The sequence below is a fragment of the Amorphus orientalis genome (assembly GCF_030814015.1).
Classification (GTDB): Bacteria; Pseudomonadota; Alphaproteobacteria; order Rhizobiales; family Amorphaceae; genus Amorphus; species Amorphus orientalis.
This window is the reverse complement of record NZ_JAUSUL010000001.1, coordinates 1,236,392-1,258,047: the sequence shown is the minus strand read 5'-3', so window position 1 is coordinate 1,258,047 and position 21,656 is coordinate 1,236,392. Positions and strand designations below refer to the sequence as shown.

19 protein-coding genes are annotated in these 21,656 nt (G+C 67.3%); 3 read left to right on the top strand and 16 right to left on the bottom strand.

Annotation, left to right across the window (positions count from 1 at the left end; translation table 11 throughout):
• Positions 1-150: 150 nt before the first annotated feature.
• Positions 151-2,358: a catalase/peroxidase HPI gene (gene katG, locus J2S73_RS05650; protein ID WP_306884468.1), complete on the bottom strand. Its 2,208-nt coding sequence runs from the start codon at positions 2,356-2,358 to the stop codon at positions 151-153.
• Between the two features lie 268 nt (positions 2,359-2,626).
• Here katG and J2S73_RS05645 point away from each other — a divergent pair, with 268 nt between their 5' ends.
• Positions 2,627-3,565: a hydrogen peroxide-inducible genes activator gene (locus tag J2S73_RS05645; protein ID WP_306884467.1), complete on the top strand. Its 939-nt coding sequence runs from the start codon at positions 2,627-2,629 to the stop codon at positions 3,563-3,565.
• Between the two features lie 80 nt (positions 3,566-3,645).
• On the opposite strand, the gene pnp is transcribed toward J2S73_RS05645, so the two are convergent.
• The 14 genes from pnp to J2S73_RS05575 all read right to left on the bottom strand — a co-directional run bounded on the left by pnp (position 3,646) and on the right by J2S73_RS05575 (position 19,249).
• A complete protein-coding gene (gene pnp / locus J2S73_RS05640) occupies positions 3,646-5,760 on the bottom strand; it encodes a polyribonucleotide nucleotidyltransferase (protein ID WP_306884466.1) in 2,115 nt (704 codons plus the stop codon).
• Between the two features lie 281 nt (positions 5,761-6,041).
• Positions 6,042-6,311 (bottom strand): 30S ribosomal protein S15, encoded by a 270-nt coding sequence (rpsO, locus tag J2S73_RS05635; protein ID WP_306884465.1) that lies wholly within the window; start codon positions 6,309-6,311, stop codon positions 6,042-6,044.
• 218 nt (positions 6,312-6,529) lie between these two features.
• Entirely contained in the window at positions 6,530-7,528 is a 999-nt protein-coding gene (gene truB, locus J2S73_RS05630) for a tRNA pseudouridine(55) synthase TruB (protein WP_306884464.1), read from the bottom strand.
• Complete coding sequence (rbfA, locus tag J2S73_RS05625) at positions 7,525-7,911, bottom strand: 30S ribosome-binding factor RbfA (protein WP_306884463.1); 387 nt, start codon at positions 7,909-7,911, stop codon at positions 7,525-7,527. The genes truB and rbfA overlap by 4 nt, the downstream gene beginning before the upstream one ends.
• A gap of 62 nt (positions 7,912-7,973) precedes the next feature.
• The gene (locus tag J2S73_RS05620) at positions 7,974-8,636 is read right to left on the bottom strand and encodes a class I SAM-dependent methyltransferase (protein WP_306884462.1); all 663 of its coding nucleotides are present in this window, start codon (positions 8,634-8,636) and stop codon (positions 7,974-7,976) included.
• A gap of 141 nt (positions 8,637-8,777) precedes the next feature.
• Complete coding sequence (gene infB, locus J2S73_RS05615; protein WP_306884461.1) at positions 8,778-11,765, bottom strand: translation initiation factor IF-2; 2,988 nt, start codon at positions 11,763-11,765, stop codon at positions 8,778-8,780.
• 21 nt (positions 11,766-11,786) lie between these two features.
• Positions 11,787-12,440: an RNA-binding protein gene (locus J2S73_RS05610; protein ID WP_306884459.1), complete on the bottom strand. Its 654-nt coding sequence runs from the start codon at positions 12,438-12,440 to the stop codon at positions 11,787-11,789.
• A 55-nt stretch (positions 12,441-12,495) separates the two neighbouring features.
• Positions 12,496-14,106, bottom strand: a complete 1,611-nt coding sequence (gene nusA, locus J2S73_RS05605) for a transcription termination factor NusA (protein WP_306884458.1) — start codon at positions 14,104-14,106, stop codon at positions 12,496-12,498.
• Between the two features lie 72 nt (positions 14,107-14,178).
• The gene (gene rimP / locus J2S73_RS05600; protein ID WP_306884457.1) at positions 14,179-14,781 is read right to left on the bottom strand and encodes a ribosome maturation factor RimP; all 603 of its coding nucleotides are present in this window, start codon (positions 14,779-14,781) and stop codon (positions 14,179-14,181) included.
• A gap of 293 nt (positions 14,782-15,074) precedes the next feature.
• A complete protein-coding gene (locus J2S73_RS05595; protein ID WP_306884456.1) occupies positions 15,075-15,836 on the bottom strand; it encodes an ABC transporter permease in 762 nt (253 codons plus the stop codon).
• Positions 15,833-16,759, bottom strand: coding sequence for an ABC transporter ATP-binding protein (locus J2S73_RS05590; RefSeq protein ID WP_306884455.1), 927 nt, complete (start codon positions 16,757-16,759; stop codon positions 15,833-15,835). Before J2S73_RS05590 ends, J2S73_RS05595 begins: the two co-directional genes overlap by 4 nt.
• Before the next feature lie 180 nt (positions 16,760-16,939).
• The gene (locus tag J2S73_RS05585; protein WP_306884454.1) at positions 16,940-17,710 is read right to left on the bottom strand and encodes an SDR family NAD(P)-dependent oxidoreductase; all 771 of its coding nucleotides are present in this window, start codon (positions 17,708-17,710) and stop codon (positions 16,940-16,942) included.
• A 209-nt stretch (positions 17,711-17,919) separates the two neighbouring features.
• On the bottom strand, positions 17,920-18,477 hold the full coding sequence (locus J2S73_RS05580) for an HNH endonuclease (protein ID WP_306884453.1): 558 nt from the start codon (positions 18,475-18,477) through the stop codon (positions 17,920-17,922).
• A gap of 118 nt (positions 18,478-18,595) precedes the next feature.
• A complete protein-coding gene (locus J2S73_RS05575; RefSeq protein WP_306884452.1) occupies positions 18,596-19,249 on the bottom strand; it encodes an alpha/beta hydrolase in 654 nt (217 codons plus the stop codon).
• Between the two features lie 231 nt (positions 19,250-19,480).
• Between J2S73_RS05575 and J2S73_RS05570 the strand changes: the two genes are divergently transcribed.
• A complete protein-coding gene (locus J2S73_RS05570; protein WP_370874386.1) occupies positions 19,481-19,741 on the top strand; it encodes a GlsB/YeaQ/YmgE family stress response membrane protein in 261 nt (86 codons plus the stop codon).
• A gap of 104 nt (positions 19,742-19,845) precedes the next feature.
• Here J2S73_RS05570 and J2S73_RS05565 read toward each other — a convergent pair whose 3' ends face one another.
• Positions 19,846-20,550 carry a DNA-3-methyladenine glycosylase family protein gene (locus tag J2S73_RS05565; protein ID WP_306884451.1) on the bottom strand — a complete coding sequence of 235 codons (705 nt, stop codon included), beginning with the start codon at positions 20,548-20,550 and terminating at the stop codon, positions 19,846-19,848.
• 58 nt (positions 20,551-20,608) lie between these two features.
• Here J2S73_RS05565 and gluQRS point away from each other — a divergent pair, with 58 nt between their 5' ends.
• Complete coding sequence (gene gluQRS, locus J2S73_RS05560; RefSeq protein WP_306884450.1) at positions 20,609-21,493, top strand: tRNA glutamyl-Q(34) synthetase GluQRS; 885 nt, start codon at positions 20,609-20,611, stop codon at positions 21,491-21,493.
• Positions 21,494-21,656: the final 163 nt, after the last annotated feature.

The following is a 21,656-nucleotide window of genomic DNA, read 5'->3' as shown; positions in this document are numbered from 1 at the left end:
CTTGACGCGGGCCCGTCCGGATTGGCCGCCTGACACCCCCGGACGCCCGGCGAACAGAAAAGGGCCGGCGCCCGAAGACGCCGGCCCTCCTTTTGATCAAAGTCGACGGGACGGGACCGCCCGGCGGCCCCGCCCTGCCCGATCGCGACCTCAGGCGAGGTCGAATCGATCCGCGTTCATGACCTTCACCCAGGCCTTTACAAAGTCCTTGACGAACTTGTGCTGGTTGTCGCGCTGGCCGTAGACCTCCGCCAGGGCGCGCAGCTGGGAGTTCGAGCCGAACACCAGATCGACGCGGGTGGCGGTCCACTTCAGGTCGCCGGTCTTGCGGTCGCGGCCCTCGAACTCCTCCTCGGTGTCGTCGGTGGGTTCCCACTTCGTGCTCATGTCGAGCAGATTGACGAAGAAGTCGTTGGTCAGCTGGCCCGGACGATCGGTGAAGATGCCGTGCCTGGAGCCGCCGTGGTTGGCGCCCAGAGCGCGCATGCCGCCGACCAGAACGGTCATTTCCGGCGCCGTCAGCGTCAGGAGCTGAGCCTTGTCGAGCATCAGCTCCTCGCCGGTGATGGCGAAGCGCTCCCGCTGATAGTTGCGGAAGGCGTCGGCCACCGGCTCCAGCACGCCATAGGCATCCACGTCGGTCTGCTCCTGGCTGGCGTCCATACGGCCCGGCACGAACGGCACCTCGACCGGATGACCGGCATCGATCGCCGCCTTCTCGATGGCCGCAGAGCCTGCGAGCACGATGATGTCGGCGAGCGAGACCTTCTTGTTGCCGGTCTGGGCGTCGTTGAAGGCCTTCTGGACGCCTTCGAGCTTGTCCAGGACCCGGGCGAGCTGCTCCGGCTCGTTGACCTTCCAGTTCCGCGCCGGCTCGAGACGGATCCGGCCGCCGTTCGCGCCGCCCCGCTTGTCGGAGCCGCGGAAGCTCGCGGCCGCGCCCCAGGCGGTCTTGACGAGCTCCTGCACCGACAGGCCGGTCGCCAGGATCTGCTGCTTGAGCTCCTTGATGTCCACATCATCGACGAGGACATGGTCCACCGGCGGGATCGGGTCCTGCCACAGCAGATCCACGTCCGGCACTTCCGGGCCGAGATAGCGGGTCTTCGGACCCATGTCGCGGTGGGTCAGCTTGAACCAGGCGCGGGCGAACGCGTCGGCGAACTGGTCCGGGTTCTCGTAGAAGCGCCGCGAGATCTTCTCGTATTCCGGATCGAACCGGAGCGAGAGGTCCGTCGTCAGCATGGTCGGCTTGCGGAACTTCGACGGATTGTGGGCGTACGGGATGTTCTCCGGCGCATCCTTGGCCACCCACTGATAGGCGCCGGCCGGGCTCTTCTCCAGCTCCCACTCGAAGGCGAACAGGTTCTCGAAGAAGTTGTTGCTCCACTGGATCGGCGTCTGGGTCCAGGTGACTTCCGGGCCGCCGCTGATCGTGTCGTCGCCGAAGCCGGAGCCGTGGCTGCTTTCCCAGCCCAGCCCCTGGGAGGCGAGCACGCCTTCCTCCGGCTTGACGCCGAGGCTGATCGGATCGCCGGCGCCGTGGGTCTTGCCGAAGGTGTGGCCGCCGGCGATCAGGGCGACGGTTTCCTCGTCGTTCATGGCCATGCGGGCGAACGTCTCGCGGATGTCCTTGGCCGCGGCCACCGGATCCGGATTGCCGTCGGGGCCTTCCGGATTGACGTAGATGAGGCCCATCTGGACGGCGGCCAGCGGGTTCTCCAGCTCACGGTCGCCGCTGTAACGGCTGTTCTCGCCGCCGCTGAGCTCCAGCCACTCGTCCTCGGAGCCCCAGTAAACGTCCTCTTCCGGCTCCCACACGTCGGCGCGGCCGCCCGCGAAACCGAGCGTCTTGAAGCCCATGGACTCCAGCGCGACATTGCCGGTCAGGATCATCAGATCCGCCCAGGAGATCGCGTTGCCGTATTTCTGCTTGATCGGCCACAGCAGGCGGCGCGCCTTGTCCAGATTGACGTTGTCCGGCCACGAGTTCAGCGGCGCGAAGCGCTGCTGCCCGCGTCCGCCGCCGCCGCGGCCGTCGCCCTGGCGGTAGGTGCCGGCGGAATGCCAGGCCATGCGGATCATGAACGGGCCGTAGTGGCCGAAGTCCGCCGGCCACCATTCCTGGCTGTCGACCAGCAGCTGCTCGATGTCCTTCTTCAGCGCCCAGTAGTCGAGCTTCTTGAACGCCTCGGCGTAGTTGAATTCCTCGCTCATCGGGTCGGAGAGCGACGAGAACTGATGCAGAATCTTGAGATTGAGCTGGTTCGGCCACCAGTCGCGGTTCGACCGCATGCTCATGTTGGTGACCCCGTGCACGACGGGGCACCCGCCCGATTTTTCGACTTTCGCGTCCATGTTTCTCTCCGATCGTTTTCTGTGCTTGTGCTTGTTCTTGCCCTGACGGACGGTCCGCCGGACGACTCGGAAGCGACAGCGTCGTCGCGGACCCGTCGCCGATCGCCCGGTCCGCACCCCGACACCACCCGCTGCTCATTGCCCGCTCGTCCTCCCCGACGCGGGTCGACATGGTTTTCCCACAAGCTCCACGTTGGCATTGTGACGCACAGTTTCAATTAGCTCTAATTCGATTGCATGCGACGCTCGATTAGTTTTAATTATCGAAATGGTCACGCTGAAACAGCTTCGTTATCTCGACGCCCTCGCCCGGCACCGGCACTTCGGTCAGGCGGCGGACGAATGCGCCGTCACCCAGCCGGCGCTCTCCCAGCAGATCCGCCTGCTCGAGCAGGAACTCCGGCTCCAGCTTGTCGAACGGCTGCCCCGGGGCATCCGCCTCACCGAGGACGGGCTGGAGATCGCCCGGCGCGGCGGACGCATCCTCACCGAGGCGCGGGATCTGGTGGACCACGCCCACCACCGCGCCGAGGTGCTGACCGGATCGCTGCGGCTCGGCGTCATCCCGTCGATCGCGCCCTACGTGCTCCCGAAGGCGCTGCCGCGGCTGCAGGCGCGCTTTCCCGACCTGGCGCTCTCCATCCGCGAATCCCTCACCAGCACGCTTCTGGACGAGCTCAACGCCGGGAGCCTCGACGTCATTCTCGTTGCCCTGCCGATCGCGCCGACGGAGAAGGAGCTGGAATCCCTCACCCTGTTCGAGGACCCGTTCGTGCTCGCCGCGCAGGCCGGCGCCTACGATCATGCCGTCCTGACACCCGAGGCGATCGTCGCGGAAGCGCCGCTTCTGCTGCTGGAGGAAGGCCACTGTCTGCGCGATCAGGCGCTGGCGTTCTGCCGCGGCGTGCGGCCGGACATGCAGGCGCGGTTCGGCGCGTCCAGCCTGACCACGATCCTGCAGATGGTGGCCAACGGGTTCGGCGTCACGCTCCTGCCGGAGATGAGCATGAGCGCGGAGGTCAGCGATCCGCGCATCGAGCTGCTCCGGTTCGACGCGCCGAGCCCGAAACGCGACGTCGGCCTGGTCTGGCGGCGGTCGTCGCCCCGCAAGGCCGACTTCATCGCCCTCGGCGAGGTGCTGCAGGGCTGCGCGGTCGAGGCCCAGGGCGGCGACGCCCCGGCGATCCAGGCGGCGCCCCTTCCCTGACCTTACCCCCCAACGAAAAACGGCGCCCCGTTTCCGGAGCGCCGCCTCTCAATTCAACCGATCGCTCGGCACCGTCGCGATCAGGCCGCGTCGGTGGCGATCTCCTTGCCGGTCTCCTGGTCGACGACCTTCATCGACAGGCGGACCTTGCCGCGCTCGTCGAACCCGAGCAGCTTGACCCAGACCTTGTCGCCTTCCTTGACCACGTCGGTGACCTTCTCCGGCCGACCGTTGGTCAGCTGGGAGATGTGCACCAGGCCGTCACGGGAGCCGAAGAAGTTCACGAACGCGCCGAAGTCGACGGTCTTGACCACCGTGCCCTCGTAGATCGCGTTCACTTCCGGCTCGGCGGCGATGCCCTTGATCCAGTTCAGCGCGGCGGTGATCGCCTTGCCGTCGGAGGAGGCCACCTTCACCGTGCCGTCGTCGGAAATGTCGACCTTGGCGCCGGTCTTCTCCACGATCTCGCGGATCACCTTGCCGCCCGAGCCGATCACTTCGCGGATCTTGTCGACCGGGATGGTGATCACCTCGATGCGCGGAGCGTACTCGCCGAGGTCCGTGCGGGCCTCGGTGAGGGCCTTGGACATCTCGCCGAGGATGTGCGCCCGGCCGGCCTTGGCCTGCTCCAGCGCCACCTTCATGATCTCCTCGGTGATGCCGTCGATCTTGATGTCCATCTGCAGCGAGGTCACGCCCGCCTCGGTGCCGGCCACCTTGAAGTCCATGTCGCCGAGATGGTCCTCGTCACCGAGGATGTCGGACAGCACCGCGAAGCGGTCGCCTTCCTTGATCAGGCCCATGGCGATACCGGCCACCGGACGCTTCAGCGGAACGCCGGCGTCCATCAGGGCGAGCGACGTGCCGCAGACGGTCGCCATCGAGGACGAACCGTTCGACTCCGTGATCTCGGAGACCACGCGCAGCGTGTACGGGAACTCGTGGTGCAGCGGCAGCACCGGATGGATCGCGCGCCAGGCGAGCTTGCCATGGCCGATCTCGCGGCGGCCGGGCGAGCCCATGCGGCCGGTCTCGCCGACGGAGAACGGCGGGAAGTTGTAGTGGAGCATGAAGGTGGACTTGTAGGTCCCCTCCAGCGCGTCCACGAACTGCTCGTCGTCGCCGGTGCCGAGCGTGGTCACGACCATCGCCTGGGTCTCGCCGCGGGTGAACAGAGCCGAGCCGTGGGTGCGCGGCAGGATGCCCACCTGGGATTCGATCTGGCGGACCGTCTCCAGGTCGCGGCCGTCGATGCGGATCTTGTCGTCGAGGATCTGGTTGCGGACGATCGCCGCTTCCAGCTTCTTGAACTGGCCGCCGACGGCTTCCTTGGCGTAGCCGCCTTCTTCGGAGCAGAGCGCGGCGACGACCTTCTCCTTCACGGCCGCGATGGCGTCGCGACGCTCGAACTTGACCGGGATCTTGTAGGCCGCGCGCAGGTCGCTCTCGGCAAGCTCCTTCACCTTGGCCTGAAGCTCCGCCATGTCCGGAACCACGTGCTCGCGCGGCTCCTTGGCGCCCTTCTCGGCCAGGCGGATGATCGCGTCGATCACCGGCTGGAAGCCCTTGTGGCCGAACATGACGGCCGCGAGCATCTCGTCTTCCGAAAGCTCCTTGGCCTCCGATTCGACCATCAGCACGGCATCGGCCGTGCCGGCGACCACCAGATCGAGCTTGGACTCCGACATCCGGTCGACGTCCGGATTGAGCACGAACTCACCGTCGATGAGGCCGACGCGGGCGCCGCCGATCGGGCCCATGAACGGCACGCCCGAGAGCGTCAGGGCGGCGGAAGCGGCAACCATGGCCACCATGTCCGGCGCGTTCTCCAGATCGTGGGAGAGCACCGTCACGACGACCTGGGTGTCGTTCTTGTAGCCGTCGGCGAACAGCGGACGAATCGGCCGGTCGATCAGGCGCGAGGTCAGCACCTCGTGCTCGCTCGGACGGCCCTCGCGCTTGAAGAAGCCGCCCGGAATGCGGCCGGCGGCGAACGCCTTTTCCTGGTAGTTCACGGTCAGCGGGAAGAAGTCGAAGCCGGGCTTCGGCTCCTTCTCGGAGACGACGGTGGCGAGAACCGTGGTCTCGCCGTAGGTGGCGAGCACCGCGCCGTCGGCCTGACGGGCGACGCGGCCCGTCTCCAGCGTCAGCGGGCGGCCGCCCCAGTCGATGGTTTCCTTGCAGACGTTAAACATGGTCTTCCTTTCGTCATGCGCGAACGGCACGACGGACCACGGGCAAGACGGCAAGACACAGGAGCGGCCCCGTCATGTGGTGCCCCTCCTTTGCCGTGCGATCCTGCCCCATGGCCACGATTGCGTTCCGTTCTTTCGGTTGAGAGCCGAACGGGACACCGCATCGGATGCCTGCCGCTTCGGCGGTGTCATCCGGCCGGACCTTCGGGGCCCTCCCACGCCGGATGATAAAAACAGGCGCCGATCGCAACGGGGCGTCGGCGCCTGTGAGAGCGTCAAGCTTAGCGGCGGATGCCGAGCCGCTTGATGATGTCCTGGTAGCGGCTTTCTTCCACCTTCCGCAGATAGTTCAGAAGATGACGCCGCTGGCTGACCAGCTTCAGGAGGCCGCGCCGGGAATGGTTGTCCTTGGCGTGGGACTTGAAGTGCTCGGTCAGGTTGGTGATCCGTTCGGTCAGAATGGCGATCTGAACCTCGGCCGAGCCGGTATCGCCTTCGGACTTCGCGAATTCCTTGATGAGTTCCTGCTTGCGTTCAGTCGTGATCGACATCGTCGTCCTTTCATGGCCGGCGAACCGCCGCGCGGCCCGCCTCTACTGTGTTACGCGGACCGGTCCGAAGTCCGGTCCTTCCGCGGCCGTGCCGGGATGTCGTCCAGCGCGGTCGCCAATGGCAAATGGCCGGGCAGCGGTACCACCCGGCGAACGGTGTTCACATAAGCTATTCGGGCCGCCAGATCAACGCCGTCTCCGCGGTGCGGTGACGCCGCTCAGCGGCGGCGTTCGGTGTGCTGGAACACCCGTTTCGGATTGAACGTCCCCCGGTCGACCTCGCCGAGTGCGACGAGCTGGCCGGCGGCCATGGCATAGGCCTCGCCGACGAACAGCGGCGCGTCCCGTCCCTTGAGGATGACGGCCTGTCCCCGACGCAGCCGGCCGGCGTCGCTTCCCGTCACGGTCACCTCGTGCAGGGCGTCCAGGGCCGTCTCGACCGGATGCAGGTAGGTGTCGAGTTCGGCTTCGCCGCCGCCCTCTTCGGCCGCGACCTCGCGCAGGGCGTCGAGCTCGACCATGTCGGCCTCCTCGAACGGACCGACGGCAAGCCGCCGGAGGCTCGAGACGTGGCCGCGGGTGCCGAGCGCCCGGCCCATGTCGCGCGCGAGCGCCCGCACGTACGTGCCCTTGCCGCATTCCGCCTCGAACACCGCCTCCTCCTCGCTGAGGATCTCGACCAGCCTGAGGTCGTAGACGGAAATGGTCCGCGCCTTGAGTTCGACCTCCTCGCCGGAGCGGGCGAGGTCGTAGGCCCGTTCGCCCGCCACCTTGATCGCCGAATAGCGGGGCGGCACCTGTTCGATGTCGCCGATGAAGGTCTCCAGGACCTCCTCGATCGCCGCCCGGTCCGGCCGCAGATCGGAGGTGGCGGTCACCTCGCCCTCGGCGTCGTCGGTGTCCGTTTCCACGCCCCATTTGACCGAGAAGCGGTAGATCTTCTGGCCGTCGACCACGTAAGGCACGGTCTTGGTGGCTTCGCCGAAGGCGATCGGCAGCAGTCCGGAGGCCAGCGGATCGAGCGTACCGGCGTGGCCCACCTTCTTCGGATGGAAAATCCGCTTCAGGGCGCCCAGCGCTTCCGTCGAGGTCAGACCGACCGGCTTGTCGAGCACCAGCCAGCCGCTGATCTCGCGCTTGCGGCGCGGCGGCTTGCCGCGCTTCTGTCGGGCCGGAACCTCTGCGGTCGGTTCCAGTTCAGACGGTTGGTCGCTCACGCCTCGTCCTCCCGGTCGTCCTCGATGTCCTTGCGGACCTCCGGATCGCTCAGCAGCGAGTTGATCCGGTCGTCGTCATCGAACCGCGTGTCCACGATGAACCGGAGATCGGGCAGGAATTTGAGCTCCACGCGCTTGGCCAGTTGCGCCTTCAGTTCGCGCCGGCTGCCGGCCAGCGCCTTGACGGCGCCCTGGGGATCGCCGCCGCCGAGCGGCATGACCAGAACCGTGGCCACCTTCAGGTCCGGGCTCATGCGGACCTCCGGCACCGTGATCAGATGGCCAGGCATCGCGAGGCCGTGAACGTCGCCCCGCATCAGGACGTCCGACAGGGCGTGACGGACGAGTTCGCCAACGCGAAGCTGTCGTTGAGACATGGTCATGGGCACTAACTTCGAGTCTCGAGGTTTTTGTCTGTGACGGGCCGTGCCCCGGTGTCCGGGGCTCAGGCCTGTCGAATGGCGATCAGGGATTTGACGAAGCCGAAGGCTCGTTCGCTGACGACGTCCGCATCCGGAAACAGCGTTTCCATTTGCCGTCGATCCAGCAGATGGGCGTCCTGGATCGCGTCCATCGCCTGCCCGACGGTCTCGGCCTTCTTGTAGAAGCCGCAGCGGCGCGCCATGAACAGACGGTAGCGCAGCGACTCCGGCAGGAACTGCACGAACGGTGTACGCGCGTGCGGTTCGATCGGAAACCAGAAATACGGCGTCTGGACGAAATAGGCCGGCGCAAGCCGGCGCACCTCGTCCGCCATCGCCTTCATGTCGCGCCAGAGCCCGACATGCTCGATCACCGAGTTGGAGTGCACGATGTCGAAGCTTTCGTCGGCGAACTGCGGCATCGACCGCGCGTCAGCCTCCAGCGCGACCATCGAAGGGCTGGATGTCTCCGGCGCCGTAAGGTTCGTGACCGTTACCGAGATCCGGTCCCACGGAAGATCCGCGCCGAACGCCTGCCAGTAGGCCTCCGTACCGCCGACATCCAGGATCCGGCAGGGCTCCCCATCCGGCTTCCCGGCAAGCGCTGCGTCGATCAGCGGTCGAAACTGCTCGAAGCGGCGGGCGCGGTACGTGTTGCCACCCGAATTCGGAGCCAGGTCCAGCATCGACATCCCCAGCGAGCGGCCGCACGCTCAAGGACCGGACGGCAAGTCTGACGATTACCCACCGATCGGGCCGTTGCCCGGTCGGCGGGCCGGGGTTCCATATCCCGGCAGAGCCGGCCGCTTCCGACCGGCACGCCCGGACTAGAGCGTGCGGGCGATCTCCTCGACCCGGTAGCACTCGATGAGGTCGCCCTGACGGATGTCCTGGTAGTTCTCGAAGGCCATGCCGCATTCCTGGCCGACCTGAACTTCCTTCACCTCGTCCTTGAAGCGCTTCAGCGTCGAGAGCTTGCCCTCGTGGATCACCACGTTGTCGCGCAGCAGACGGACCGACGCGCCGCGCTCCACCATGCCTTCGGTGACGCGGCAACCGGCGACCTTGCCGACCTTGGTGATGTTGAACACCTCCAGAATCTCGGCATTGCCGAGGAAGGTCTCGCGCCGCTCCGGCGACAGCATGCCGGACATCGCCGCCTTCACGTCATCCACAAGGTTGTAGATGATGTTGTAGTAGCGGATCTCGATGCCGTTGCGGTCCGAAGCCTGGCGGGCCTGCGGATTGGCACGCACGTTGAAGCCGATGATCGCGGCACCGGAGGCTTCCGCCAGCGTCACGTCGGATTCGGTGATGGCACCGACGCCGGAATGGATGACGCGGGCAGCGACCTCGTCGGTGTTGAGCTTCTCGAGCGAGCCGATGATCGCCTCGACCGAGCCCTGGACGTCGCCCTTGATCACCAGCGGGAACTCCGCCGTGCCGGCCGCCTTCAGGTCGCTCATCATCTGCTCGAGCGAGCCGCGCGCCATCGGCTTGGCCGACGCCTTCTCGCGGCGCACCCGCTGACGATACTCGGAGATCTCGCGGGCCCGGGCCTCGTTCTCGACGACGGCGAACCGGTCGCCGGCATGGGGCGTGCCCTGCAGGCCGAGCACCTCGACCGGCATCGACGGACCGGCCTCGCTCACCTGCTGGCCGACATCGTTGATCAGCGCCCGCACACGGCCCCACTCGGATCCGGCGATCAGGATGTCGCCGACCTTGAGCGTGCCGCGGTGGACGAGCACGGTCGCGACCGTGCCGCGGCCGCGGTCGAGCTGGGCTTCGATGACGATGCCCTCGGCGTCGCGGTCCGGGTTCGCCTTGAGCTCCAGAACCTCCGACTGCAGGATGATGGCATCCAGCAGCTTGTCGAGATTGGTGTGCTTCAGCGCGGAGACCTCGACCTCGAGCGTGTCGCCACCCATCGATTCCACCACGATCTCATGCTGGAGCAGCTCCGTGCGCACCCGGCTCGGATCCGCACCCGGCTTGTCGATCTTGTTGACCGCCACGATCAGGGGCACGCCGGCGGCGCGGGCATGATGGATCGCCTCGATGGTCTGCGGCATGACGCCGTCGTCGGCGGCCACCACCAGCACCACGATGTCGGTCGCGGTCGCGCCGCGGGCACGCATGGCGGTGAACGCCTCGTGGCCCGGGGTGTCGAGGAACGTGATCTTCTGACCGTTCTGCTCGACCTGGTAGGCGCCGATGTGCTGAGTGATGCCGCCGGCCTCGCCGGAGACCACGTTCGCCTTGCGCAGCGCGTCGAGCAGCGACGTCTTGCCGTGGTCGACGTGACCCATGATCGTCACGACCGGGGCCCGCGGCTCCAGAGCGCCGTCGGTGTCGGGCTGATCGAACAGGCCTTCCTCGACGTCGGACTCCGACACGCGCTTGACGGTGTGGCCCATCTCGTTGGCCACCAGCTCGGCCGTGTCCGCATCGATCACGTCGGTGATCTTGTGCATCTGGCCGGACTTCATCAGGAGCTTGATCACGTCCACGCCCCGCTCGGCCATACGGCTGGCGAGTTCCTGGATGGTGATCGTCTCCGGCAGGATCACTTCGCGCACGATCTTCTCGCGCGGCCCGCTCTGCGCGGCGCGCTTCTCCTTCTCGCGGCGGCGGCGCATGGCGGCGAGGCTGCGGCCCCGCTCGTCGTCGTCCTCCAGCGCGGTGGTGATGGTGAGCTTGGTCCGCCGGCGGTCGTCGCCCTTCGGGGTCGGCTTGGAGGGCGCCGCGCGGGCGCGCTTCGCCTTGGCCTTCTCGGCCTCCTCGTCGTCGATCTCCGCCTGGGTCTTGCGCTTGGACGACGCGGCCTCGTCGGCCTTGCCCGAACGGCGCTCGCCGCGCTCGGCTTCCGACGGTTCGGCGGCCGCGGCCGAAGCGGTGGCCTTCTCGTCCTCGGCGCGGCGCGCTTCTTCGGCCTCAGCCTTGATGCGGGCCTCTTCTTCCAGCCGCGCGCGCTCAGCCTCTTCGGCCTGCTCGCGGCGGATGCGCTCGAGCTCTTCGCGCTCCTTGCGGACCTCTTCCTCGGCGCGGCGCTTGTCGTCGGCCTCGCGGGACCGCGCTTCGGCGAGCGCGGCGGCGCGGGCGCGGGCTTCCGCGTCCGTCAGCGTACGGTGGACCTGCTGACCGCGGCCGCCGCCACGGCCACCCTGCCCGCCGTCACGGCGCGGCTCGGCGCGGCCGCCGGCGTCGCGGCCGCCGCTGCGCTGCGGGGCCGGCTTCTCGGCCGGGCGGGCCGTCTGTCTGGCCGCGGGCTCGGACGCAGGCTGCTTCGGCGCGGCGTCCGGCGCGCGCGCCTCGGGGGCGGCAGCCTTCGGCGCTTCGGTCTCCTTGGCAGCGGTCTCGGTCGGAGCCTGCTCGGCGGCTTCGGCCTCGGGGGCCGGCGCAGCCTTGGCTTCGGCTTCCGGAGCCTGGTCCGCGGCCGGCGCGGCTTCCGGCGCTGGCACGGCCTCGGCCTTCGCCTCTTCAGCGGCCTTCGCCTCTGCAGCCTGGGCCTCGGCGGCCTCCTGCGCGGCTTTCTCCTCGGCGGCCTTCGCCTCCGCAGCCTTGGCCTCGGCGGCCTCCTGCGCAGCGGCTTCCTGGGCGGCCGCCTCCTGGGCAGCGGCTTCCTGAGCGCGCGCCTCCGGCGAACCCGGCACCACCACGCGCCGCTTCTTCTTCTCGACGACGACAGCCTTGGACCGGCCATGGCTGAAGCTTTGGCGCACGGTACCCTGCTCGACCCCGCGACGGAGGGAGAGGGTCTTCTTGCGCTCAACGCTCAGAGTCTTGTCGCCGGTGTTCTTCGTTTCGCTCATACTTGCCTTCGATCCTGCGGGCTAGCGTCCGCTATATTCAAAATCGGGCCGCTCGAACAGGGGTCGGTTCGCCTCGACCCCGGTCCGGAAGCGCTCAAGTCGATCCACACGTTCGAGAAACCCGGAGCTCGCCCGGCCCGATTTCAGGCACGCATGTATCACATGACCGCGGCCCAATGCCAAACTCAATTGGGTCGCGTCGAAACTCGCCACAAGTGGCAGGGCGTCGCTGCGCCCATATCTGCGGGTCACGGCCTGCAGCAGCTTGCGCCGTCCGTCCTCCGCCCCGTCGGACGCTTCGACCAGGGCGACCACCGGCTCGCGCGCGACCGCCGCCTCCACCGACGCGAACCCGTCGATGACCAGGCCGGCCTTGCGCGCCAGACCCAGCGACGAAAGCGCCCGGTCTGCCAGCAGCCCCTCGACGCGGTCGGCAAGCCCCGGCTCGACCACGACCTGCGCCTTGAAGCCGCGGGCGAACAGCCGCTTGCGTTCGGCGGTCTCGACCGCCTCCCGCGTCGCCGTCACCCACACGCCGCGTCCCGGCAGCGTTCCCTTGATGTCGGCCACGACCCGGTTCTCCGGGTCGCAGACGAACCGGATCAGCTCTTCGACCGGCCGGACGTCACGGCTGACGAGACACTGGCGTTCGACGGGTTCGTTCTTGCGCGGCATGAACGACAGGCGCTCCTTCTCGACCCGTTTACCCGTATGACGCCAGCCGCCGACATCAGCCTTCGAGCCCGGCCGCGTCCTCGGCCTCGCTCTCGTCGGTTTCTTCCGCCGTCAGGTCCGCCTCGGTGATCCAGCCGACGTTCAGGCGCGCGGCGAGAATCATCTCCTCCGCATCGGCCCGGCTCACCTCGAAATCCGACAGCGCGCCGGGATGACGTTCCACCTCGCCCTGCTTGCGCTCGACCCAGCCGACCAGATCGTCGGTGGCGCAGCCGGCCAGATCCTCGACGGTCTTGATGTCGTCCTTGCCCAGCGCAACCATCATCGCGGTGGTGATGCCGGAGATCTCGCGCAGCCCGTCCTCGACGCCGAGCGTCTTGCGCTCCTCGTCGAGCTGGCGCTCGCGCTCTTCCAGATGCTCGCGGGCACGTGCCTGGATCTCTTCCGCCGTCTCCTCGTCGAAGCCCTCGATGGAGGCCACCTCGTCCAGCTCCACGTAGGCGACTTCCTCGATCGAGGTGAAGCCTTCCGAAGCCAGCAGCTGGCCGACCACCTCGTCCACGTTGAGGCCGTCCACGAACAGCTCGGTGCGCTCCTGGAATTCCTTCTGGCGGCGCTCCGATTCCTCCTGCTCGGTCAGGATGTCGATGTCCCAGCCGGTGAGCTGCGAGGCGAGCCGCACGTTCTGGCCGCGGCGGCCGATGGCGAGCGAGAGCTGCTCGTCCGGCACCACGACCTCGATGCGCTCGGCGTCCTCGTCGAGCACCACCTTGGCGACCTCGGCCGGCTGCAGCGCGTTCACGATGAAGGTCGCCGCATCCGGATTCCACGGGATGATGTCGATCTTCTCGCCCTGCAGCTCCTGCACCACGGCCTGGACGCGGCTGCCGCGCATGCCGACGCAGGCGCCGACCGGATCGATGGAGGAATCGTTCGACACCACCGCGATCTTGGCCCGGCTGCCCGGGTCGCGGGCCACCGACTTCACCTCAATGACGCCGTCGTAGATCTCCGGCACTTCCTGACGGAACAGCTTCGCCATGAACTGCGGATGGGTGCGCGACAGGAAGATCTGCGGCCCGCGCTGCTCGCGGCGCACGTCCATGATGTAGGCCCGCACGCGGTCGCCGTTGCGGAACAGCTCGCGGGGGATCAGCTGATCGCGCTTCACGATCGCCTCGCCGCGGCCGAGATCGACGATGACGTTGCCGTACTCGACCCGCTTGACCACGCCGTTGACGACTTCGCCGATGCGGTCCTTGAACTCTTCGTACTGGTGGTCGCGCTCGGCCTCGCGGACCTTCTGCACGATCACCTGCTTGGCCGACTGGGCGGCGATGCGGCCGAAATCGAGCGGCGGCAGCGGATCGGAGATCAGGTCGCCGACCTGGGCATCGGGATTGCGGTCATGGGCGGAAGCCGGATCGATCTGGGTCGCCGGGTTCTCGACCTCCTCGACCACTTCGAGCAGCCGGTGGAGCTTGATGTCGCCGGTCTTCGGATTGATCTCGGCGCGAACCTCGGTTTCCGAGCCGTAGCGCGAGCGCGCCGCCTTCTGGATGGCGTCCTCCATCGCCGCGATCACGATGGTCCGGTCGATCGACTTCTCGCGAGCGACCGCATCGGCGATCTGAAGGAGCTCCAAGCGGTTTGCACTGACTGCCATATCTGTTCTTCCTCCGGTCGGCCTGGTCGCAGGCGGCCGCACCTTTTCTGCTCGAAAACCGGCGATCCGCCTCTAGGCGTCGTCGGCCTCATTTCCCCCGCGCGCCTTGCGGTCCGCCTTCAGGGATTCCTCGATCAGCGCGTCGGTCAGCACCAGCCGCGCGTCGCCGATGTCGTCCAGCGGCAGATCGACGTCGGCCGTGCCGCCTTCGGCATCGATGCGCAGCATCACGGCATCGTCCCGGTTGCCCAGCAGCACGCCGCGGAACCGCTTGCGCCCGTCGCGCAGCCGCGACAGCTCGATCTTCGTCTCGTGCCCCATCCACCGGTCGAAGTCGGACCGGCGCACCAGCGGGCGGTCGATGCCCGGCGACGAGATCTCCAGATGGTAGGCCTTGTCGATCGGGTCCTCGAGATCGAGCACCGGAGAGACCGCCTTCGAAATCTCTTCGCAGTCGTCGACGTTCATGCTGCCGTCCGGCCGCTCGGCCATGATCTGAAGGGTGCAGCCGTTCTGGGCCGTCACCTTCACGCGCACCAGCCGGTACCCGAGGTCCCGGATCACGGGCTCGACGATCGCGGCAATGCGCGCATCGAGACCCTGTTCCCGGACGATGCGGGGCTCGTCGATCGGGTCTGCGCTCGATGTCTGGCGGTCGTTGTCGGCTTCGCTCACGCACGATCCATTCGGTTGTCGTCTCGGGAAAGGTCCCTTCGGCTCCGCCCTGGCGACACGCCCGCCGCCGCTCTCCTCTGGTCGGACCACGCAACGGGTAGGCCTAAGCAAAAAAGAGCGGGTGCCGCGGGGCCCCACCCTCAGTCCGCATTCATTCGAATGCCGATCGAGATGTTCGGATTAACCGAGAATATAGCCGACGCAGCGCGAAACGCAAGACAGGGCCTGATGCGCCTTGGCCGATCCGCATCCCTTCCCCGCATCCCCGGGGGGGGCGAGCCTGCCGCTCCCGATCACGGGCGCAGGCGCCAGCCTGTCTTGAAGATCCACCAGATCGTGGTCAGGCAAACGGCCAGGAAAACCGCGGTCATGGCCAGCGAGATCGCGATCGGAACGTCCGAGGTCCCGTAGAACGACCAGCGGAACCCGGACACCAGGTAGACCACCGGGTTGAACAGGGTGACCGTCTGCCAGAACGGCGGCAGCATGGCGATCGAGTAGAAGGTCCCGCCCAGGAAGGTCAGCGGCATGATGAACAGCAGGGGAATCATCTGCAGCTTCTCGAATCCGTCGGCCCAGATGCCGATCACGAATCCGAACAGCGAGAACGTCACCGCCGTCAGCACCAGGAACAGGATCATCACGAACGGATGGTCGATTCGCATCGGCACGAACACGGCGGCCGTCGCCAGGATGATCAGCCCCAGAAGCATCGATTTGGTCGCAGCCGCGCCCACGTAGCCCAGCACGATCTCGAACGGGGAGAGCGGCGCCGACAGCACCTCGTAGATCGTCCCCGTGAACTTCGGGAAATAGATCCCGAACGCGGCGTTGGACACGCTCTGGGTCAGCAGCGACATCATGATCAGGCCGGGCACGATGAAGGCGCCGTAGGCGACCCCGTCGACCTCCTGGATGCGGGAGCCGATGGCGCCCCCGAAGACCACGAAATAGAGCGCCGTGGAGACGACCGGCGACACCACGCTCTGCAGCACCGTGCGGCGTGTCCGGTTCATCTCGAAGAGGTAGATCGCGCGGACCGCGTGGGCGTTCATTGGCGCTCCCTCACCAGATTGACGAAGATCTCCTCAAGCGAGCTCTGCTCGGTGTAGAGGTCGCGAAAGCGGATGTCGGCGTCGCGCAGGTCGGTCATCAGCGACGTGATGCCGGTCCGCTCCGCCCGGGTGTCGTAGGTGTAGACCAGTTCACTGCCGTCCTCCGACAACTGCAGCCCGTACTCGGCGAGCGCCTCCGGAACGCGCTCGATCGGCTCGGTCAGCAGCAGCGTCAGCCGCTTCTGGCCGAGCTTGCGCATCAGTTCGGTCTTCTCCTCCACCAGCACCAGCTCGCCGCGCGAGATGACGCCGATCCGGTCGGCCATCTCCTCGGCCTCTTCCAGATAGTGGGTGGTGAGGATGATGGTCACGCCCGCTTCGCGCAGGCCGCGGACCACTTCCCACATGTCCCGCCTGAGCTCCACGTCGACACCCGCGGTGGGTTCGTCGAGAAACAGTACCTCGGGCTCGTGCGACAGCGCCTTGGCGATCATCACCCGGCGCTTCATGCCGCCGGAGAGCGTCCGCAGCTGGTTGTCGCGCTTGTCCCAGAGGGTGAGGTCCTTGAGCACACGCTCGATGTGGGCCGGGTTCGCGGGCTTGCCGAACAGGCCGCGGCTGAAGGAGACGGTGTCGTACACCTTCTCGAACTGGTCCGTGGTCAGCTCCTGCGGCACCAGGCCGATCATCGATCGCGCCTTGCGGTGGTCGCGCACGATATCGTGCCCGCCGACCGTGATCTTGCCCTCGGTGAGGTTGACCAGGCCGCAGATGATCGAGATCAGCGTCGTCTTGCCGGCCCCGTTCGGGCCCAGCAGCGCGAAGATCTCACCCTTCTCGATTTCGAGATCGACGGATTTGAGGGCCTCGAAGCCGGAATCATATCGCTTCGACGCGCCTTGCACGGAAAGGACGGGTGCCATGGGCGGCGGAACTGCCTTGGTTTTTGTGAGCGTCGGCAGGCTGGTCGCCCGACAGGGATCGGGCGCGGCTCCGACTGCTATTTAGGACTGCCCAGTACAAATTGAAGAGGCCGGGTGTCAAATCGCCGGGTCATGGAGTCATAAATCCGAACGGTCCGGGCGGATTTATGAGTCCATGACCTAAAGCGACGACACCAGATGGCCCCCGTCGACCGGAATGACGGTTCCGGTCATGAAGCTGGAGGCGTCGGTGGCCAGAAGCAGGAACACGCCGTCGAGTTCGTCGAGCCGGCCGACCCGGCGCATGGGGATGCGCTTGATCATGCCCTGTCCGGCATCGCTTTCGAAGAAGGCGGCGTTGATTTCGGTGGAGAAGTAGCCGGGCGCGAGCGCATTGACCCGGATGCCGTGCCGCGCCCATTCCAGCGCCAGCGACTTGGTCATCTGGACCACGCCCGCCTTCGAGACGGCGTAGGGGGCCACGCCCGCGGCCACCCGTTCGCCGAGCACCGAGGCGATGTTGATCACGTTGCCCGCAAGCCGGTTGTCGCGCCAGCGCCGGCCGAGCGCCACCGCCATCAGCCAGACGCCCCGCAGATTGACCGCCATGACGTTGTCGAAATCGGCGGTCGACTGATCGATGGCGCGGCCCTCCGTGGCGATGCCGGCGTTGTTGACCAGCACGTCCACCCCGCCGAGCTCGGCGAACGCCGTTTCGCAGCAGGCTTCGATCGAGCTTTCGTCGGTGACGTCCAGTTCGATCGCCAGCGCCGAGGCGGCTCCGGCTTCGGTGAGGTCCTGCACGAGACCGTCGAGCCGTTGCTTCCGCCGTGCGGCGACGGCCACGTGGGCTCCTGCGCTCGCCGCGATCATCGCGAAGTGGGCACCGAGGCCGCTCGACGCACCGGTCACCAGAACGCGGCGGTCTTTCAGGCGGCTTGCAAGATCCATCGGGCTTCCTCTTGTCGGTCCAGGCGCCGCCGGAACAGGAACGTTTCCGGTCGCCCGGATGGTCCCGGCCGCGTGGAAACGGCCATGGCATGGCGCACATGCCAGCCGCACCAGGGGCTCGGCCGGTCGCGTCGCTTATCCAAGCGAACCTCGGCGCCCGGATCAAACCCGAATCGGGAATCCGGCGTCTCGGGGCGTGGAAAAAGGGATCAGGGTTCCAGCTCGGTGTCCCAGTACAGGAAGTCGAGCCAGCTCTCGTGGAGATAGTTCGGCGGGAACAGGCGGCCGTTGTTGTGCAGATCCTGGACCGTGGGCCGGAACGGCATCTGGCGCGGCCACATGTCGATCTCGCGGCACGACTTGTTGCTCTTGCGCAGATTGCAGCTCGAGCAGGCCGTGATCACGTTGTCCCACAGGGTGAGACCACCTTTCGAGCGGGGGATCAGATGATCGAAGGTGAGGTCGTCCGTGTCGCCGCAGTACTGGCACTCGAAGCGGTCGCGGAGGAAGACGTTGAAGCGGGTGAAGGCCGGATGGCGGGCAGGCTTGATGTAGGTCTTCAGCGAGACGACGCTCGGAAGCCTCATCTCGAAGGTCGGACTTCGGACCGACGCTTCGTATTCGGAAACGATGTTCACCCTGTCGAGGAAGACCGCCTTGATGGCATCCTGCCACGACCACAGCGAGAGCGGATAATAGCTCAGCGGCCGATAGTCGGCGTTCAGCACCAACGTAGGGTGCGCATCGGGAGATACCGCTATGGTCACTCGATGTCCCTCGTCCCTCAGTTGAGTCGCCAACTTCGGATGCGCGGCACGAATATGTATAGGCTCTATGTCAGTCTTGTGAAGTGCTTATGCGCGCGGTCAACCTGTCGCAGAGATATTATGCCGGCAAATTGTTGGTCAGGAAATTCAGTCCCAGACGCGCTCCCATCTCATTGATTCCATGACCCAATCCCGGCTCGATGTGCGAGGAGACCGGAACCTTAAGAAGGTCGAGATGCTCGGCGGTCGTCCGGGTCAGATCCGCCGGAAGCAGGTCGTCGTCGGCGCCGTGCACGAGAAGCACGGGGAATCGGTGCGTCATCTCCGATTCGATCCGGTCGGGCCCGGCCATCAGCCCCGAATAGCCGATCAGCCCGGCGATCCGCTCCGCCCGCCGGAAGCCGACGTGAAGCGCCATCATGGTGCCCTGGCTGAAGCCGACCAGCGCGAGACGGTCGGCACCCAGTCCGTAGCGGACGAGCTGATCGTCGAGGAACCGGTCGAGCAGCGGCGCGGCCGCCGTCACGCCGCGCCAGTATTCCGACGGATCGCGCAGGGTCAGCGGAAACCATTGCCGGCCGATCGGCGCCATCTCGCAGTGATCGGGGGCGTCGGGCGCCACGAAGGCCACGTCCGGCAGCGCCGGCGCCCACATCCGCGCAAGCTCGATCAGATCCGAGCCGTCCGCGCCATATCCGTGAAGCAGAACCACGAGGGCGCGCGGCTTGCCCTCTCCTGCCGGCTCGATCCGGGGGCCGTCGAGTTCCACCATGGCTCGGTTCCTTGTTGCGACCGGTTGCGCCCCCCGTCCAAACCAATGCCACCGGGAGCGAAATCGCAACACCCGGGCACACGTGGCCGGCGGGGTGTGGCCCCGGGACCACGCCCGCCCCACGTCGGAACCCGATCGGCCACCGGCCCCGCGCCCTATTCCGTTGCCGGAGGAACTCTGCTCCGCTACGTGAGTTTTAGGCCAGTTGTGCAAATCGCGGGGGAACCCTTCATGCTGACCATTCTATCCTGGATCATTCTCGGTCTGATCGCCGGCGCGATCGCCAAATGGATCATGCCGGGCGACGATCCGGGCGGGATCTTCGTGACCATCCTGATCGGCATTGCCGGCGCGTTTGTCGGCGGCTACCTGGGCACCGCGCTCGGGGTCGGCGGCGTCACCGGCGGACTGTCCATCGCCTCCATCATCACGGCGATCGTGGGCGCGCTGGTGCTTCTCTTCGTCTACCGCCTGGTCCGCCGCTCCACCTAGATCGTCAGTTCGCGCCGGCCAGCCGGTTCGGATGACATCGTCTTACGAAAGGGCGCAGACAGCGCCCTTTTTCGTGTCCGACGATCGGCGGCACTCCCTTCCGGTCAGACCGGAACCGCCTCGCGGCCTTCCCGCCTCGCCCGGTAGTAGCTCCAGAACAGCCGCGCCGCGACCCCGCGCCAGGGCGACCACGCCTCGGCAATCGCGGCGAGCTCTTTGGTCGATGGACGCGCCGGCAGTCCGAGCCCGTCCGCGACGGCATTTTGAAGCGCGAGATCGCCGACCGGAAAGATGTCGGGATGGCCGGCACAGAACAGCAAGTAGATGTCGGCCGTCCACGGACCGATCCCCTTCACCGCACACAGGCGCTCATGGGCGTCCCCGGCCGGAAGCCGGCAGACATGGTCCAGGTCGAGCCCGTCGCCGACCGCATCGGCGACCGCCCTAAGCGTCCGCACCTTCGGCCGCGACAGCCCGGCCGCCCTCAGCTCCTCGTCGCTCGCCGCCCTGACCGCGTCCGGCCCGAACGGATCCAGCCGTTCGGCAAGCCGCGCCCAGATCGAGGCCGCACTTGCGACCGACAGCTGCTGGGACACCACGATCCGCGCCAGCCCCTCGAAGCCTGGCGCCCTGAGCCGCAGCGGCACCTCGCCGGCCACCGACCGGATCTCCTTGAGCCGGCCGTCCAGCGCGACCAGCGCCTCCAGGCCCCGGGCGACGTCGGCATCCGTCACGATCGGCGCCGGCGGGCTCTCCACCCCGCCCGACGCCGCGCCGTCCGCCTCTGCGACCTTCGTCCGTCTTGCCATCGGCCTTCGTTCCCCGCTACCGCTCGCAGCCGTCGCCCCCGACCCGTCACGGTGTCCCATGACCACCGCAAAGCCGCCCGTCTTCCGCTTCGCGCCGAGCCCGAACGGCTATCTGCATCTGGGTCACGCCTATTCGGCGATCATGAACCACCGGCTCGCCGAGGCAAGGGGCGGCCGTTTTCTCGTCCGGATCGACGACATGGACCAGGGCCGCGCGCGACCGGCCTACGAGGACGCGATCTTCGAGGACCTCGCCTGGCTCGGCCTCGACTGGGCCGAGCCCGTCCGTCATCAGTCTGCGCATATCCCGGACTATCTGGACGCCCTCGACCGGCTCGACCGGATGGGGCTGATCCGGCGCTCGGTCGCCACCCGCCGCGAGATCGCCGCCGGGGCGGACGTAGCCGCCGCAGCAGGTACGCCGTGGCGCCGGGATCCCGACGGCGGCTGGTGCGTGCCCGAGGATGACCTCTTTTTGCCGCCGGAGGTCCTTCGCAAGCGACGCGAGACCAATGCCCCCGCCACACTCCGCCTGAAGATGGCGGACGCCCTCGCCCGGCTCGACGCCCCCCTCACCTTTCGCGAGGAGAGCGACGGCCCGGCCGGCGAGACTGGCGACGTGGCGCTCGATCCCGCGCTCTGGGGCGACGTGGTTCTCGGCCGCAGCGACGTGCCGGGCAGCTACCACCTCTCGGTCGTCATCGACGACGCCGCCCAGGCGGTCACCCACGTGGTGCGCGGCCGCGACCTCTTCTACGCCACCGCGATCCACCGCCTGCTGCAGCACCTGCTCGGCCTGCCGACCCCGGTCTACCACCATCACCGGCTGATCCTGGACGAGACCGGCCGCAAGCTCTCCAAGTCCCAGGGCGACACCAGCCTGCGCGAGCTCAGGGCCAAAGGCGCCACGCCGTCCGACATCCGCCGGATGATCGGCTGCTGACACGGAAAACCGGGCCCCACTTTTCCTGGGATCTACCAGCGGACGACTGTCCGCCGGCCGGTCAGGCCGCGCCCGCGCAGCGGTGAGCGAAGCGAACTCGCGTGAGCGAAAAAGAACCACCCTCCACGCAAAGCCGGACGCGAAACCGGGTCCCACTTTTCCT

What these genes read in the sequence shown, in the direction of transcription:
- J2S73_RS05575 (WP_306884452.1), bottom strand. Translation starts at nt 19,249, where the DNA reads ATGGTGGAACTCGACGGCCCCCGGATCGAGCCGGCAGGAGAGGGCAAG.
- J2S73_RS05585 (WP_306884454.1), bottom strand. Translation starts at nt 17,710, where the DNA reads ATGGATCTTGCAAGCCGCCTGAAAGACCGCCGCGTTCTGGTGACCGGT.
- infB (WP_306884461.1), bottom strand. Translation starts at nt 11,765, where the DNA reads ATGAGCGAAACGAAGAACACCGGCGACAAGACTCTGAGCGTTGAGCGC.
- nusA (WP_306884458.1), bottom strand. Translation starts at nt 14,106, where the DNA reads ATGGCAGTCAGTGCAAACCGCTTGGAGCTCCTTCAGATCGCCGATGCG.
- pnp (WP_306884466.1), bottom strand. Translation starts at nt 5,760, where the DNA reads ATGTTTAACGTCTGCAAGGAAACCATCGACTGGGGCGGCCGCCCGCTG.
- katG (WP_306884468.1), bottom strand. Translation starts at nt 2,358, where the DNA reads ATGGACGCGAAAGTCGAAAAATCGGGCGGGTGCCCCGTCGTGCACGGG.
- rpsO (WP_306884465.1), bottom strand. Translation starts at nt 6,311, where the DNA reads ATGTCGATCACGACTGAACGCAAGCAGGAACTCATCAAGGAATTCGCG.
- rbfA (WP_306884463.1), bottom strand. Translation starts at nt 7,911, where the DNA reads ATGACCATGTCTCAACGACAGCTTCGCGTTGGCGAACTCGTCCGTCAC.
- J2S73_RS05565 (WP_306884451.1), bottom strand. Translation starts at nt 20,550, where the DNA reads ATGGCAAGACGGACGAAGGTCGCAGAGGCGGACGGCGCGGCGTCGGGC.
- J2S73_RS05610 (WP_306884459.1), bottom strand. Translation starts at nt 12,440, where the DNA reads ATGCCGCGCAAGAACGAACCCGTCGAACGCCAGTGTCTCGTCAGCCGT.
- J2S73_RS05590 (WP_306884455.1), bottom strand. Translation starts at nt 16,759, where the DNA reads ATGGCACCCGTCCTTTCCGTGCAAGGCGCGTCGAAGCGATATGATTCC.
- gluQRS (WP_306884450.1), top strand. Translation starts at nt 20,609, where the DNA reads ATGACCACCGCAAAGCCGCCCGTCTTCCGCTTCGCGCCGAGCCCGAAC.
- J2S73_RS05645 (WP_306884467.1), top strand. Translation starts at nt 2,627, where the DNA reads ATGGTCACGCTGAAACAGCTTCGTTATCTCGACGCCCTCGCCCGGCAC.
- J2S73_RS05595 (WP_306884456.1), bottom strand. Translation starts at nt 15,836, where the DNA reads ATGAACGCCCACGCGGTCCGCGCGATCTACCTCTTCGAGATGAACCGG.
- J2S73_RS05570 (WP_370874386.1), top strand. Translation starts at nt 19,481, where the DNA reads ATGCTGACCATTCTATCCTGGATCATTCTCGGTCTGATCGCCGGCGCG.
- J2S73_RS05620 (WP_306884462.1), bottom strand. Translation starts at nt 8,636, where the DNA reads ATGCTGGACCTGGCTCCGAATTCGGGTGGCAACACGTACCGCGCCCGC.